Origin of the sequence: Streptomyces sp. NPDC088732, from assembly GCF_044751205.1 — a bacterium.
Taxonomy (GTDB): domain Bacteria; phylum Actinomycetota; class Actinomycetes; order Streptomycetales; family Streptomycetaceae; genus Actinacidiphila.
Map to the genome: position 1 here is coordinate 95,236 of NZ_JBIVLI010000022.1, position 14,658 is coordinate 109,893.

Annotated in this window: 17 protein-coding genes and 1 tRNA gene; 10 read left to right on the top strand and 8 right to left on the bottom strand. The window is 67.6% G+C overall.

Annotation, left to right across the window (positions count from 1 at the left end; all coding sequences use genetic code 11):
* The first annotated feature begins 120 nt into the window (after nt 1-120).
* The gene (locus ACIP9H_RS32045) at nt 121-1,236 is read left to right on the top strand and encodes a prenyltransferase/squalene oxidase repeat-containing protein (protein WP_401593104.1); all 1,116 of its coding nucleotides are present in this window, start codon (nt 121-123) and stop codon (nt 1,234-1,236) included.
* A gap of 21 nt (nt 1,237-1,257) precedes the next feature.
* Here ACIP9H_RS32045 and ACIP9H_RS32050 read toward each other — a convergent pair whose 3' ends face one another.
* Nucleotides 1,258-2,427, bottom strand: a complete 1,170-nt coding sequence (locus tag ACIP9H_RS32050) for a steroid 3-ketoacyl-CoA thiolase (protein ID WP_401593106.1) — start codon at nt 2,425-2,427, stop codon at nt 1,258-1,260.
* A 209-nt stretch (nt 2,428-2,636) separates the two neighbouring features.
* On the opposite strand from ACIP9H_RS32050, the gene ACIP9H_RS32055 reads away from it, so the two are divergent.
* Nucleotides 2,637-3,896 (top strand): cytochrome P450, encoded by a 1,260-nt coding sequence (locus ACIP9H_RS32055; protein WP_401962300.1) that lies wholly within the window; start codon nt 2,637-2,639, stop codon nt 3,894-3,896.
* Nucleotides 3,897-3,960: 64 nt separating this feature from the next.
* A tRNA-Val gene (locus tag ACIP9H_RS32060) sits at nt 3,961-4,035 on the top strand.
* 221 nt (nt 4,036-4,256) lie between these two features.
* Here the strand turns inward: ACIP9H_RS32060 and ACIP9H_RS32065 are convergent.
* Nucleotides 4,257-4,730, bottom strand: coding sequence for a hypothetical protein (locus ACIP9H_RS32065; RefSeq protein WP_401593110.1), 474 nt, complete (start codon nt 4,728-4,730; stop codon nt 4,257-4,259).
* Between the two features lie 630 nt (nt 4,731-5,360).
* On the bottom strand, nt 5,361-5,645 hold the full coding sequence (locus ACIP9H_RS32070; RefSeq protein WP_401593112.1) for a hypothetical protein: 285 nt from the start codon (nt 5,643-5,645) through the stop codon (nt 5,361-5,363).
* Nucleotides 5,646-6,149: 504 nt separating this feature from the next.
* On the opposite strand from ACIP9H_RS32070, the gene ACIP9H_RS32075 reads away from it, so the two are divergent.
* Together ACIP9H_RS32075 and ACIP9H_RS32080 are read left to right on the top strand one after the other, a co-directional pair.
* Entirely contained in the window at nt 6,150-6,623 is a 474-nt protein-coding gene (locus tag ACIP9H_RS32075) for a hypothetical protein (RefSeq protein WP_401593114.1), read from the top strand.
* Nucleotides 6,624-6,639: 16 nt separating this feature from the next.
* Nucleotides 6,640-7,095, top strand: a complete 456-nt coding sequence (locus tag ACIP9H_RS32080) for a UTRA domain-containing protein (protein ID WP_401593116.1) — start codon at nt 6,640-6,642, stop codon at nt 7,093-7,095.
* A gap of 65 nt (nt 7,096-7,160) precedes the next feature.
* Here ACIP9H_RS32080 and ACIP9H_RS32085 read toward each other — a convergent pair whose 3' ends face one another.
* The 3 genes from ACIP9H_RS32085 to ACIP9H_RS32095 all read right to left on the bottom strand — a co-directional run bounded on the left by ACIP9H_RS32085 (nt 7,161) and on the right by ACIP9H_RS32095 (nt 9,484).
* On the bottom strand, nt 7,161-7,394 hold the full coding sequence (locus ACIP9H_RS32085; protein ID WP_401593118.1) for a hypothetical protein: 234 nt from the start codon (nt 7,392-7,394) through the stop codon (nt 7,161-7,163).
* A 587-nt stretch (nt 7,395-7,981) separates the two neighbouring features.
* On the bottom strand, nt 7,982-8,629 hold the full coding sequence (locus ACIP9H_RS32090; protein ID WP_401962305.1) for a hypothetical protein: 648 nt from the start codon (nt 8,627-8,629) through the stop codon (nt 7,982-7,984).
* Between the two features lie 411 nt (nt 8,630-9,040).
* Complete coding sequence (locus tag ACIP9H_RS32095) at nt 9,041-9,484, bottom strand: DUF4240 domain-containing protein (RefSeq protein ID WP_401582413.1); 444 nt, start codon at nt 9,482-9,484, stop codon at nt 9,041-9,043.
* A gap of 197 nt (nt 9,485-9,681) precedes the next feature.
* Here ACIP9H_RS32095 and ACIP9H_RS32100 point away from each other — a divergent pair, with 197 nt between their 5' ends.
* The 3 genes from ACIP9H_RS32100 (at nt 9,682) to ACIP9H_RS32110 (ending at nt 11,164) form a co-directional block, all read left to right on the top strand.
* Nucleotides 9,682-10,101, top strand: a complete 420-nt coding sequence (locus tag ACIP9H_RS32100) for a hypothetical protein (RefSeq protein ID WP_401582415.1) — start codon at nt 9,682-9,684, stop codon at nt 10,099-10,101.
* 177 nt (nt 10,102-10,278) lie between these two features.
* A complete protein-coding gene (locus ACIP9H_RS32105; protein WP_401962308.1) occupies nt 10,279-10,806 on the top strand; it encodes a hypothetical protein in 528 nt (175 codons plus the stop codon).
* Between the two features lie 40 nt (nt 10,807-10,846).
* A complete protein-coding gene (locus tag ACIP9H_RS32110; protein ID WP_401582418.1) occupies nt 10,847-11,164 on the top strand; it encodes a hypothetical protein in 318 nt (105 codons plus the stop codon).
* A 159-nt stretch (nt 11,165-11,323) separates the two neighbouring features.
* Here the strand turns inward: ACIP9H_RS32110 and ACIP9H_RS32115 are convergent, their stop codons facing one another.
* The gene (locus ACIP9H_RS32115) at nt 11,324-11,902 is read right to left on the bottom strand and encodes a DUF6461 domain-containing protein (protein WP_401582420.1); all 579 of its coding nucleotides are present in this window, start codon (nt 11,900-11,902) and stop codon (nt 11,324-11,326) included.
* 28 nt (nt 11,903-11,930) lie between these two features.
* On the bottom strand, nt 11,931-12,734 hold the full coding sequence (locus ACIP9H_RS32120; protein ID WP_401582421.1) for an SMI1/KNR4 family protein: 804 nt from the start codon (nt 12,732-12,734) through the stop codon (nt 11,931-11,933).
* 199 nt (nt 12,735-12,933) lie between these two features.
* On the opposite strand from ACIP9H_RS32120, the gene ACIP9H_RS32125 reads away from it, so the two are divergent.
* Complete coding sequence (locus ACIP9H_RS32125; protein ID WP_401582423.1) at nt 12,934-13,437, top strand: hypothetical protein; 504 nt, start codon at nt 12,934-12,936, stop codon at nt 13,435-13,437.
* 202 nt (nt 13,438-13,639) lie between these two features.
* A complete protein-coding gene (locus ACIP9H_RS32130; protein ID WP_401582424.1) occupies nt 13,640-14,617 on the top strand; it encodes a helix-turn-helix domain-containing protein in 978 nt (325 codons plus the stop codon).
* Nucleotides 14,618-14,658 lie beyond the last annotated feature (41 nt).

Here is a 14,658-nt window from a genome sequence, read left to right on the forward strand (position 1 = left end):
CACGGGGTGGCCACAACCGGGTATCCGCGCCTGGTTAAAGTGTGGCCGAACAACCCTCCGGTGCCGTGTCCCGCGCTTCCCCCCACCGCGCTCGACCGCTCGACCGAAAGGCACCCGCCGATGCTTCTGCGCCGCACCGCGGCGGCGGCCCTGGCCGCCTTCAGCACCCTCGCGATCGCCGCCTCGCCCGCTCCCTCGACGCACCCCGCCGCGCTGTACGGCGCGGCGGACCCCACGTACGACGGCGTGTGGCGCCAGTCGTACGCGCTGCTCGCGCTCCACGCGGCGGACACCGAGCCGGCCGAGGGCGCGGTGGACTGGCTGGCCGGACAGCAGTGCGCCGACGGCGGCTTCGCCTCGTACCGCGCGGACCCGACCGTGCCGTGCGACACCGCGGCGGAGGACACCAACGCCACCGGCATAGCCGTGCAGGCCCTCGCCGCCTACGGCGACGACTTCGCCGCCAAGCGGGGCGCCGACTGGCTCGCCAAGGTGCAGAACCGGGACGGCGGCTGGTCCTACAACCCCGGGGGCACCACCGACGCGGGCTCCACCGGCGTCGCGATCGGCGCCCTCAAGGCCGCCGGGACCGACGTGAAGTCCGTGACCACCGACGGCATGAACCCGTACGACGCGCTGCGCGCCCTGCAACTGCCCTGCGGGCACGCGGACGGCGGCGCCTTCGTCCGCCTGCGCGACGGCGGCACCGGCGGACCGGCGGCGAACGCCAAGGCCACCGCGGACGCGGTGCGCGCGGCCGAGGGCGCCGGATTCGTCGTGGAGGCCCCCGCCCAGGACATGCCGCCGCGCACGGGCTGCGAGGGCAGCGCCGCCGACGCCGGCGCCGCCTGGCTGGTCCGGCAACTCGACCAGGGCGGCGGCTACTTCAGCTCCGGTCCGCAGATGCCGGACTACGGGACCACCGCCGACGCGGTGGTCGCCCTCGCGGCCGGCGGCCATCTCGACGCCGCCCGCGGCGTCTACAACTGGCTGGCGAGCCACTCCGCGGGATGGTCGCAGGACAACCCCGCTGCCCTGGCCCAACTGGCCCTGGCCGCGTACGCGACCGACAACCCGACCCGGGACCCGGTCACCCGGCTCGGCGCGCTCGTGCCCCCGCCGCAGCAGCAGGCCGAGTCCTCCGGTTCGGGCTCCGTCTGGTGGCTGGCGGGGACGGGGCTGGTCGCCGTCCTCTGCCTCGGCGTCCTCCTCACGGGGCGCAAGACCCGTATCTGAGCGCCGGGTCCGGGGCTCTACTCAGATCCGCTGGATGATCGTGGCGGTCGCCTGCGCACCGCCCGCGCTCATCGCGATCAGGGCGAACTCCTGGTCACTGCGCTCCAGTTCGTGCAGGGCGGTGACGATCAGGCGGGCGCCGGTCGCACCCACCGGATGACCCAGCGCGATGGCCCCGCCGTTGACATTGACCTTCTCCAGGTCCTGGCCGAAGACCCGCGCCCAGGACAGCACCACGGAGGCGAACGCCTCGTTGATCTCGACCAGGTCGATGTCGTCCAGCGTCATGCCCGCCCTGCCGAGCACGGCCCGCGTCGCGTCGATCGGCCCGTCGAGGTGGAAGCGGGGATCGGCGCCGACCAGCGCCTGGGCCACGATGCGGGCCCGCGGGCGCAGCCGCAGCGCCCGCGCCGTCCGCTTGGACGCCCACATCACCGCCGCGGCGCCGTCGGCGACCTGCGCGCAGGTCCCGGCGGTGTGCACGGCCGCCGGCATGACCTGACGCAGTCCGGGGGCCTCCTCCGTGCCGATGTCCCGCGGGCCCTCGTCCCGCTCGACCGGCCGCGCGAGGCCCTGCCCGGCGAGCCGCTCCTCCTCGGAGGTGGGCACCTGCACCGCGAAGGTCTCCCGCTTGAAACGCTCCTCGGCCCAGGCGCGCGCCGCCCGCTCCTGCGAGAGCAGCCCGAGCCCGTCCGCGTACTCCCGGGTCAGCCCGCGGCGCCGGGCGATGCGCTCGGCGGCCTCGAACTGGTGGGGCAGGTCCACGTTCCACTCGTCGGGGAAGGGCCTGCCGGGTCCGTGCCGGGATTCGCTGCCCGGCGGCACCCGCGACATGGCCTCCACTCCGCAGCCGATGCCGATGTCGATCACCCCGGCCGCGATCATGTTGGCGACCATGTGGTTGGCCTGCTGCGAGGAGCCGCACTGGCAGTCGACGGTCGTCGCGGCGGTCTCGTACGGCAGGCCGGCGGCCAGCCACGCGGTCCGCGCGGGGTTCGCCGACTGCTCGCCGGCCTGCGTGGCCGTACCGCCGACGATCTGCTCGACGGCGTCGGGCTGGACGCCGGTGCGGGCGAGCAGTTCCCGGTACGTCTGGCCGAGCAGGTGCGCGGGGTGCAGGCCGGCGAGCGCGCCGCCGCGGCTGCCGATGGGAGTGCGTACGGCTTCGACGATGACGGGTTCAGCGGCCATGTACCTCGCCCTTTCACGGCGGCGGCTAGTACGCGTTCTATTTCATTCGCCAGGCAGTCTGCTTACCGCCGGTAGAGCGGCGCAAGAGGTGTGCACGAGGACGCGCGGACGGTCCTTGCCTCGCGGCGGGACGACAACTACCGTCTCCCGATGTAACTGACGTACCGTCAGTTCTCAGGTCTCCCCCACCTGCCGGGAGGCAGCCTCCGATGACCGCCGCCACCGGCCGCACCCGCCTTGCCTGCCCCGCCCTCCCCGACGGCTTCGACCCCACCGACCCCGGCCTCAACCACGAGCGCGTCCCGCTCCCGGAGTTCGCCGCCCTCAGGGAGACCGCCCCCGTCGCCTGGATCCCGCAGTCGCACGGCCTCGCCGGCTTCGGCGACGACGGCTACTGGGCCGTCACCCGGCACGCCGACGTCCGGACGGTGTCCACCAGCCCCGAGACCTTCTCCTCCCGGGCCAACACCGCGATCATCCGCTTCCACGAGCGCATGCCGCGCGACCGCATCGACGCCCAGCGGCTGATCCTGCTCAACATGGACCCGCCCGAGCACACCCGGCTGCGCCGGATCGTGCAGCGCGGCTTCACCCCGCGCGCCGTCCGCGCCCTGGAGGACGCCCTGCGCGAGCGCGCCGGCCGCATCGTCGCCGAGGCCGCCGCGCGGGGCGGCGGCGACTTCGTCACCGACATCGCGAGCGAACTGCCCCTGCAGGCCATCGCCGAACTCATCGGCGTGCCCCAGGAGGACCGGGCCGGGATCTTCGCGTGGTCCAACAGGATGACCGGCTACGACGACCCCGAACTCGCGGTCACGGAGGAGACCGCCGCCCAGGCGTCCGTCGAGCTCATCTCGTACGCCATGGGGATGGCCGCGGAACGCAAGGCCCGCCCCGCGCGGGACATCGTCAGCACGCTCGTCGCCGCCGAGGACGAGGGCAGTCTCAACGGGGACGAGTTCGGCTTCTTCGTCCTGCTGCTGGCGGTCGCGGGCAGCGAGACCACGCGCAACGCCATCACCCACGGGATGCACGCCTACCTCACCCACCCGGAGCAGTGGAAGCTCTTCCGGGCGGAGCGGCCCCGTACCGCCGCCGACGAGATCGTCCGCTGGGCGACCCCGGTCACGTCCTTCCAGCGCACGGCGACCCGGGACACGGAACTCGGCGGCACCAGGATCGCCGCCGGCGACCGCGTGGGCCTGTTCTACGCCTCCGCCAACCACGACCCGGAGGTCTTCACCGACCCGGGGACGTTCGACATCACCCGCGACCCCAACCCCCACCTCGGCTTCGGCGGCGGAGGCCCCCACTTCTGCCTCGGCGCCGGCCTCGCCCGCCTCGAGATCGACCTGATCTTCGCCGCCCTCGCCGACACCGCCCCCGCCATCCGCCTCGCCGGCACCCCCCGCCGCCTCCGCTCCCCCTGGCTGAACGGCGTGAAGGAACTCCGCGTGACCTACGCCTGACCGCGCGCGTGCGATTGCTGGGCAGGGGGTATGGCAGGGTAGGCTGTGCTTTCCTGTGTCCAGCGGGCGTGTAGCTCAGCGGTAGAGCGCTGCCCTTACAAGGCAGATGTCGGCGGTTCGAAACCGTCCACGCCCACCAGCCCTAGCACATGGCAAAGGCCCAGGTCGTCCGGTGTGAGTCCGGATGCCTGGGCCTTGATCTTTTGCCGAGGGTGAGGGCCGTCGTGCCACCTACGTGCCAGATGGATCGGCGTCGGTCCCCTTCACCCGCCGGATCTGGTCGTCCACGTGGCCCGCGATCTGCCGCCACGGGGCAGGAAGGCACCAGAAGGGGCATCGCGCAAGGGGTGGTGGTGCTGGTCAAGCCCAGAGAGGTGGAAGAAGCTCTTCCGGATGTGCGCATTGGACCCACGCCCGGCTGGTGAAGACCGGTCGGCTGAACGTACGGTCGCCGTTTCCCGTGGAGCGCAGGACCAGACCTAGAGAGGGGAAGCTGGGTTCCCCGTAGACGCTGGTGTGGACCGGCTCAGTGTGTGCGACCTTCTCGATCCACAGGTTCAGCTCAGAGGGAGCCCGCCCGGTGAAAGTGGTCCCGTCATAGTGGACCTGAGGCCCGTCAAGAGCATCGGCGATGACAGCCATCAGGCCTCCGTCCTCATGCTTTTCGTAGTAGGTGCGGATGCCCAGGTCGTCGAAGTGCGCCCACCGATGGTCTTGGTCCCATCCGGTTGAGGCAACACTGCCGAGAGCCTCGATCACATCATCTTGACTTGCCCCGAACCGCAGGGGTCCCACGCTCTCAAGCGGCACCCATGCCCACTGCAGCCGGTCCACGTCCGGAACGATCTTCTGTTCCCACCACCACATGAGCACCCGCCCGTGAATATGCCGTATGCGCGATCAGCATCATCACACACGACCTTCCACAGCAGCCACGTCGTCCGGGGCCAGCAAGTAGTCATCAAGCGCGCCGGTGGACACGAAGAGAGGCCCGCCGGTTACTGGACTCCATGATGCTCGTCTTGGCGTCTCGTCTGACCGATGTCGTGCCAGATGCGTGCCAGATCGAGCGGCGAACCACGGTCAACGCCGGGCCGCGCAGGACCCTCTGACGCGGGCAGCAGCGGATCATCTACCTAAGTCACGAGTACGCGTGGGCACCAACGGCCGGTGATTTCCAAGCTCAGATCGCGAGTTCGATTCTCGTCACCCGCTCCACCAGAAAGCCCCAAGCCGGCGGCCCGGGGCTTCTTCGTTGCAGACCTCTCTAGGCGTCGCGCACCAGATCGACACCAGGTGCCCTTGCGCGCTTTGCACGCATGCGTGCGTCGAGAGCTGCGGCGACCTCCCGCTGCTGCTCCAACACGGGATCGAAGCCGGGGACGATGGGGGTGAAGGAGTCGCACAGGGGTCACGAAGGTCACATGCCGAGGGTCCGTGTCATTCAGCCTGCCTCAGAGTTCGCTAGCGCGCGCAAAACTGCACGTTATCGAACTCGAAGTTGGCCTGCTCTACGGCTTCCGGCTTCGTAGCGTGACACGTGTCTGTCAGGACTTCCCAGTCGGCAGAGCAGTAGAACAGGTAGAAGTCCGGATCTCCGCTGTATCGCGCGATCACTAGGTTGGCGATCCTCTCCTCGAATCCATCGACCGAGTGCCTGGTTCGCTGGGTCGACCGCTGGGCGTCTCCCACCTGCGCGTGCAGCTCGACCGAAGCTCCGTCAAGAGCCGACGGCACAAAGATACTCACGACACAATCTCCAGACTGATGTTCTCGCCCGACAGAAAAGCTGAACGGGAAGCCTAGCTCCAGCAGCACAGCACCTACCCGACACGTGCCCGCCTGACGGGCGAACCAACAGGAGGAACTACAGGGATCGCACCATTTCGGGGCCGCCTCTGGGCCGTTCGACGGTATCCAACGACGACAGATGACAGCAGTCGCCGACGCCCCTTCCCCCTGCTCAAGGGCGGTGCGCCGGACACCGTCGCAAGTGCCGTCCCCCGGACGGAAGTAGAGGAAGTCCAGAGATCCGGCGTCACCCTCACAGGTCTGGGGTCAGGTGTCGACACACGCCCACGCGTGCCAACTGCAGGAGGACGACGAAGTAGTGATCCGGTTCGACTCCACCCGACCGGAACGGTCATCGTCGGCATCGAGGTCCTGGACGGGAGAACCCTGGAACCGCAGTACCGGCCACCACCGGCGGAAACCTCACTGCGGAGAGCTGATCACGTGAGGTAAAACGGCGGCATGGACGTCGCTGAACTGGAACGACTGCTGGATGAGACCTTCGATCACGCTGTCGTGCACCACGGATACACCGACTACATGCGCGACTGCGAAGTCATCGTCTACATGACTACGGATCCACGAACCGGCATCGAGCCGGCCCATCGGAGGTACCTCTTCAGGTACTGCGTCGAAGCCCGGTGCGAGTCATCTGTGCCGCCCGAGACTTGGCGCGCCTCCCTGGACGACCGCCTCATCGACCACGTGACGGGTGCCGACCTCGATGGCTACGTCTGGGGCGTCAAGTGGCACTGCTTGTACCCGGGTGCGTCGATTCTCCCTGAGTCAGAAGCGGCTCGCCGTTGGTCCCGCGCCACTGGACTCGGCTTTCATGAAGTCTGCATCGAGACGAACGCGCACCGCCTCACCTTGCTCTTCTCTGACCTGCACGTCAGTGAAGTTCCGACCGGATACGCCCCCTTCACCACGAACTGAACGAGGCAGGGCGTGTGTGCGACGCTGGACGCATTGCTCGCATCGACTACTTCAACGACCCAAGCTCCCCGAGGGCGAGCAGCATCGTGTCCCCGGTCACGGCGGTCGCCCTCAAGGCCGGGAGCTCCTGCTCATCTACGAGTCGCTCGACGTCACCGGCGGGACCGAGGTCGAGCACCCCGAGCAAGGACGCTTCGCCAATACCGGCGTCATCACGCGCCTGGACATGATCGACGTCCACGTCACCCGCGTGTCCGAGGACGTCACGGTCAGACCGCCCCGCGCCGCCGAAGTCGAGGCCCTGAGCATCGAGTCCGGCGTCCACGTTTTCTGCATCCAGCGCACATTCAGCACCGACGAACGCCCCGTCGAGATCGCCGACATCATCGTCCCCGGCGACCGCTACTCACTGAGCTACGAGTTCCGCGTCACCGACGAAGACGATCCGACAACCGACGGAACTCTCACGTAACGGGCTATTGTCGCCACACCGGGCCCATCAACCACATCGCGGAAGTCCATTCCGACGAGCCGATGTCAGTAGCGCCCGAGGAGCAGGTTGATCCCGAAGCCCACCACCACGTACAGCGAGCCCAACGTCCCTACCCAACCAAAGCCGAGGATGCCCAGCCGACGGCTGTCGCGAAGGCGATCGTCTGGCTCGCCGCTATCGGTCCAGCGAGTCCGCCAGTCCTTGAAGTCGAAGACCAGGGCACCGCATATCAACCCGATCCCAGCAAAGAGAACGACAATGCCGATCAAGAGCCACATGTGGAGCAGACCTCCTAGTAGTTAGAACAGTTTCCGTCACTGCTGCCAGCTGTCACAGGTTTCTCTACCTCATTGCTCCGCCGGGCGCGCGATATTGTGCGGGCAGGCGGGATACCGCGCGAATGCACATGCGTCTGTCGGGCTGCCCCGGGGGGCCGTGATTTTCTTGCTCGGGCTATGCCTGGTGTCCGGGCTGTGGATGGCTTTGGTCGCGCTCGGCATACACGGCTTGCTGGTCGGGCGCATGCCGGGCCGATGGTTCCAACGCCAGGTCCGGCAGCCGAGACTTTGGGGAGCCGGTGCCCTACTCGTGGCACTCGCCGGGCTTGGATACAAGACGCTCATCGTGGTCGGTCTCGACCTCATAGCGTTGGGGCACGTCGTGAAATCCGATCCAAAATCGTCCAGTGATCCTGACGGGGGCCGTCTCCGGGCCGTCCGAGGCAGGTCAGCGTTGACGGACGATGACAACCGATACCAGCGTTGCTACAGGTCAGGTGCTACGCAGGTCACGCCGCAGACCGCCCCACCTCGCTCCCAAAGCGGGTATCGACGGCACCCCGCTTCGGTGGCAGGCGGGGGGGGAACTACTCGAAGGGGGGAGCGGCTGCCACCAACATCTTGCTGTGGGAACTCGTATCGGCTGCGGCGGCGGTGGGGTCGATGCTCGATTCCTCTGCCACCGTCGTCGCCCAGCACTCCCCCCAAGCCGCCGCCCATTCGCCGGCCAGATCACTGTCGGGGTCAAGATCCTCGGGCTTGCCCGTGATGCCGTAGGCGTCGAGGAGTCGTCGCTCGATGCCGAACGGTTCCCCCAGGGCGAGCTCCGGGTACTCGCTGATCCAGCGCCTGAGGATCCGTCCGTGTTCAGCGATCAACCACGCTTCTCCGTCGTTTTGCTCACTGTGGAAGAAGAGTTGGGCTTTGCCGAAGTGCGCGCTCAATTTTCGGCACAGGTCGGTGACGTGCGCCGTCTGTGACAGGTGGGGTAGGCCAAAGTACCGTCCGAACACCAGCGTCCACCCCTGCACAGACGGGGTGATGATGACTGTGGGGAACAGCTTCTCCTCGTCATGTGCCACCTCGTCGATGAGTTCCACCCCATCGGTCCAGGCGGTCTCCCGTACCTCCGTCAGGCCGAGGGCCTTCACCACCGCTGCCTGATCGGCGGTCTCAACTGCGAGCCAGGAGAGCCAACAGGCGCGTATGAGTGGCGCGGATTCGGATGTCCCCATGACCTGCATCGTAGAGGCAGTTCGGCACACGGCGGTCTGCGCCCCCATCAGCCGAGTGGTCGTCGCCGAGTAAGTGACTACGGGACTGGCCGTCTGCCGAATGCGAGTCGACGATGCGCACTCGTCGCTCTGAAGGGGCTGCAGACTTGCAGCCCAGTGACACATGAATGGCGGACCGGTTCAACCCCATCTAGGCGCCCACCCGGTCGTGGCTGACATCACCGGATGACTTCAACGCGGGGGGGGATGGCCACAGAAGCAGGCAGGAAGAGACCAGCCATAGGCCGCCCGTGTTGGCACCTCCCTACAGGGCAAACGAAGCCCGGCCCGAACTTACAGGCAGGTGACGGCGGCTGGCGTCCAACTGCACGGCTGGCCGGCCCCCGTGGGTTTGCGCAGCAGAGCCGGGTTCTATGAACGGGCCCAGCCCTTGGTGTTGGAGTAGGACTCATAGGAGTAGCGCGTCCGGCGACCCCACTCCTCGCCGGTGAGGTGCTCGTACGCCCGATCTGGAACGTATAGCAAGCTTTCGGCCCAGACGTTGCCAGTGGCGAAGGGCTCGAACGCTGCCGGATCCCGAAGGACGCGGTCGTACGTGCCTCGGCCGGCAGCAACGACGGCGGCCCGGGTGTACAGGAAGGCGTCGCCCGACACGTTGTGCCCATACTCCCTGCGATCCAGCCGGTACAGCGCCCACGACAACTGTTCTGCGAACTGTTTGACTGTCGCCAAAGGACCCTCGACCAGGCGTGACGTCAGAGCTGCCACGAGTTGCTCGGCGTCCGGGTCCGGCGTCCCCGGCTTGCAGTCCTCGATCAACTGCCAGAAGGCGTTCTCATCCACGATCCAGAGCATGACGGATGGGTCTGACAGGAGGGCGGCCTGCCACAGCCGTGCCACATCGAGCGGTCAGCCACGGTCGACCACCGGTCCCAGGCCCGACGCACGTGCCTGGTCGGCCAAGCCCGTCCCGCCCGGCGTCGGGTGATGCTTGACGACTGCCCCGGACGATCACGAAGCGATGCTCTGAGTACCGTTGTACGGTGCCCCCCGTGAACGAAGAGAACGAGTGGGGGCTGCGGCCTCTCAGCCCAAGCGAGGCCGCCCGCCTTCGGGAACTCGCCAAGGCGGTAGGGGAGGATCTGGGCCAGTTCGGGCTCGCTCTGTACAACCATGAGGCGCCGGATTGGGAGACGGCGGCCGGCGGGCTGGAAATCGAAGTGGACGCCTTCGACGATGCCGCAGGAGGGATCTGGCTCAGCTGGGCGGTACATCCTGCGCTCCGCCGTGCGAGCCGAGAGGCTTATCAAACCGGGAGTCCGAACATTTCCGTGATCAGAGCTGCGGGAAACGTTCACGAACGAATGGCTCCGGCGATCCTGTCCATGCTGCAAGCGCTCGGATACGTCGCCGAGAACAGTGACGACGACTATCGCCCCTTTGCGGTCAAGGTTCTCTCCGGACCCCGTTGATCCCACGGCGGTGCCCTCGGCGTGCCCCGTCGAGCGGGGAATCCACAGGTCGCGCCGCAGGCTGCCCCGGCTCGCTCGTAATGCGGTGGTCGGCCACTACCGCAGCGGACATGATGACGTCAGCCATGCGGTGACCGCCATGGCGAGCGGTGTTCATGTGATCCGTCAGGAGATGTCGTGACCGAGCCCGACTTCGCGGCGGCTGCCCTGCGTGCTGCATTGTCCATCGACCGCACCGGCGCCCCCGGCCGGCGTGGGGCCGCCCTGCTCCTGCTTGGTTACGCCTGCGACGCGACGGTGTCCGAACTGGTCGCACTCGATGTCGCCGACCTGATCCCCGCAAGCTCAGGCCTGGCAGTGAAGATCCGCCGACAGGACGGGGCGCGAGACGACCTGATGTCCCTGTCGCCGAACCGCGCCGACCCCACGAACTGCGTGGTGGCAGCCGTACAGGAACTGCTGTGCAGTCTGCGGGCGGCGGGCCGGACCGCGGGACCGCTGTTCGTGCGGACCGACGGGTACGCATGGGTCAACAAGAGCCCGGCTCAAGGCAAGCGCCCGGCCTACGACCCGACCGGTCGGCTCACGGCTGGTGCCGCCGCGAACATAGCCATCCGTATCGGCCGGGCATCCGGCATCGAGTTCACCTGCGATTGGACAAGGGACCGTCTGCGCCTGTGCTTCTCCACCGCCACTGCTTCGTGACTGTCTGACGTCGCACGCGACGTCAGACGTCATCACGGGCATGACGGGAACACAGCAAGATCAGCTGTCACGGCTGTGGGACGACTTCAGAAGATTGCGGTTCCCCGCGGGGTTCATCGGTCGTGAGCCCGAGGGCGAGTGCACGGCGTTGATGGACACCATGGTCGCAGGTTGCGTCTCCGTGGCATTGGAGCGCCACCTGGACGACCGACGCCGGGATGATCTTCATCATCGCATCACGGTCCTGAGGAGGATCCTCCCGTCCATCGCTGACGACGAGTACGCGACCCAGTACTTCAGCCACTTGCTTGAAGTGGCCGTGCTGGCGGCCGAACTCGACAACGCCCGGGGCCGATAGTCGCGCGAGTGCGTGCCGCATCCTGGGGCCCGCCACGGAGGATGAAGGTGCGTCGCCGTCGCGCTGCACCGCCGAACTGGGCATCCCAGTCGTTCTCGCCTTCCGCGATCTGCCCGCAGCCGTCGGCCGGGCGTACACGGCGCCGCGTGCCGGCCGACGCTAGAAGGGGGCGAAGCTGACGGCGGCGAGAGGGCCGTGCTCCACGACCTCGCGCGGCAATGTCAAGCCGAAGTGGCGTTCGCCCATCTCGAGGATCTTGATTTCCGCGTTCACATCGGGTACGGCACTCCCGTCGGGCAGCAGCAGTCCCACCTCCTGCATGGCCGGCACCAGTCGACCCGGATCGTCCCCGCCGAGTTGGTCGGCTTCGACACCCGGTTCGAAGTCGCCGATGATGCGCCCGTCCTCGGCATAGAGGAACCAACGGGGCGGCCCACCACTGTTGAGGTACACGACCGCCTCGGTCCCCCGAGCGACATCGCGGAGGGTTCTTCGCTCCATACCCTCGTCGCTCCAGTGCTCCAGCGCGAACGCCCACCCACCGCACGTGCCCAGCCGGGCCACCAGTCCCTTCCCGTACGACCATTCCATCGCCTCGTCGGCGGTGAGTCCTTCGCGGATCGTGCCGGGATCGCCCCCCATCCTGCGGACCAGTTCGGCAATTCCCAACCCTCGCGCAAAGGTCAGGCAGTAGGTGTCAAAGGCCTCTGAAATCCATTGGATTCCGCCTTCGGTCACAGGGACTCCTCCGTACGTAAGATGCGTTTCAGTGATCATCGGACCCGCGGCGCTCGTCTTCGCGCCCCTGGCACGCGGGGCTGCAGCGGTTGAGTGCCTCGTCCCAGACGTCCCCGCCGTCCGCCCAGGTCCACAGCCATCTCCGCAGTGAGGCGGTCGCGTGCCTCAGGCCGTCGTGCGCATCCTCGTCCCAGTGGGGTACCCAGCCGTCGTTGTCGTAGAGCAGCACGGGGTTGCCGACCGCGGCAAGTGAGAGGTGCCACTCCATCGTGCAGCCGCCGTAGGCGAGGTGCAGCCACGATGCGGGCACTCCACGCGTACGGTTGCGCTCACGGACACCGACCGCGCTCGGCCAGTCCGTCAGGTGTCCTGGGGCCCTGTTGCCGTCGGTCAGTGAGGCCAGGCCGGAGTCGGGGCCGAAACCTCCGTCGGCCACCTCGGTGTAGACGCGCCGTAGCAGTCCGGGAAGGCGGCGCCCGATTCTGCGCTCTGCCTCCTCGACGTCCGCAACGGATATCGGCGGAAACAGCGGGCCGCGGGGAGCGTCCGCGTAGTAGCCGGTCACCTCCGCGACGTCGGACTTGAGCTGGACCGTCCCATCACTGCTGTACGACCTGAAGACGTCCTGGAGCTGCTCCACGTGCGCACTGCCGTAGCGCACCGCTATCCAACTCACCGGAAGGTCAGCCGTATCGAATCGACGACCCGGATCGCACGCCCGGGCGCGCAGCTTCTCGATCAGCGCGTCGTCGTTCTCCTCCCCCTCGACGCTCAAGTCAGCGAGAAACTCCTGCTTGAGCGGTACGGGGCCATCGTCCGAACGGGGGATCATGTGCGGGAGCCTAGTGTCGAGCTCTGACATGCCTTGGCACGCCGCCGGCGGCCACTGGCTTTGTCGGCGTGCCGCATTGGGCGGTCAGCCGCGGCCAATGACGACTTGCCGCGGTCGCCTGTCGACGGTTCGAAACCGTCGACGTCTGGGATCAAGAAGTTCCTCCGCACAAACAGCTGTGCTTCTTCAGACTGTGTGCATGACCATGCAGAGCGGGCCCTTCAGCAGCGTGCCCCTGCCCACCTTGTTCCCTCACGCCGAGGCGGCGGAACACCTGCGCATGCGACATGCGGCCGCAGCCCTCGATGGCGAACGGCCATCGGGGAACGAGCCGAAGTGGGAATGGTTTCCCCAGCACATCACCTGTCCCGGGGAAGACGTCCGCCGCGGCGTACCCGAGATCCTGCTCACGGAGATCTCCCTGTACGACAAGGAGGCCGACTGGCTGGAGCTCGCACTCGACATCGAATGGACCGTCGAGGGCAACCTGAACGTCTGCGCCGCTCTGAGCGTGGCCTGCTGGTGCGCCGAGAACCACAACGCTCATTTCATCAATCAGCGCAATCTCGCCATTGACCACCACACATCACTGGGTTCTGCGTTCGAAGCAGGGGTTGGCCGACTGATCGAGTGGCTCGCAGAACCATGGGACCCGGAAGTCTGGAGATTTCGTTCAGGGCTCCCCCCGCGCCGGGTCTCCTGATCAGGGGTTGCCGGAAGGCTTGCTCGGGCGTCCCACCCCCTCTTGCCCTGAACCCCCGGCGGCCCGCCGGCGCACCGCAAGGGCGAGAGCGGAAATAAAGGTGCATAATGCAGCAAAATCTGCGAAATGGGCCACTGGGCGCAGTACCGTGGAAGTCTGCCCCGCTACGCAGGCTCCGCGACCGGTTCAGGAGGGCGCTCGCATGGCATATCTACTCGACGCCGCGTCGCTCGCTCCCGGTGATCGCGCGGATGCGATCCGTGAATTCTCGTGGTCCGTCAACGGCCGCATAGAGGTGGAGCTTCCGCAGAACCCGAATCGCCAGCGGGCCCACGTGACCACCAGCGCGCTGGGGTCGGTGAAGATCTCGCAGATCGGCTGGAACGTGGCCCGCCTTCGGCGCACTGGTGCCCCGGTGGACGAGGACATGGTGCCGCAGATTCTCGTCTCCATCCAGGAATCGGGGGTGACCCAGTTCGAGCAGGGGGGCAGGCAAGGACTGATAAAGGCCGGGGATCTCACGGTGCTCGACAATGCGAAGCCCTACGAGGTCTTCTTCCGCGGCTCCGTACATGCGGTTCTCGTGCGCGTTCCCAGGCAGGTCCTTGGGCTGCGGCCGTCCCTGCTCGACCGGATCACAGCCGTACCGCTCAGTTCGGAGCGCCCGGTCGTGGGCGCGACCGCGGCGTTCTTCACCCGGCTGGCCCGTCAGGCCGCGGCCGGCGAAGCCGAGACCGCCCTGTTCACGGAGCCCTCGGTCGACCTGATCAGGGCCGTGGTCACCGTGGTCATGGACCGGGACGACCTGGCCAGGGCGCCCTTGAACAACACACTGCTCGAGCGTGTCCAGGAGTACGTCCGCCTCCATCTGGCGGACCCCGACCTGACCGCCGAGCGCATCGCCGCCGAGCACGACGTCTCCGTACGCTGGCTCTACCTGACCCTGTCCCGGGCGGGAATCACCCTCGGTGAATGGATCAGGACGCAGCGCCTCGAAGAATGCAGGAGGGAACTGGTCTCGCCGGTGCATCAGTTCATGACGATCGAAGCCATCGCCCACCGGTGGGGGTTCGCCAGCCCGGCCCACTTCAGCCGCGTTTTCAAGGCGGCGTACGGAGTGAGCCCCCGCGAGCTGCGTTCGCAGCACGCAGCGGCGGGAGCGGAACTTCACCGGGGATAGTGCCTGCCCGCCCGAGAGTTTCCGGCGGCGGGCACGCATGC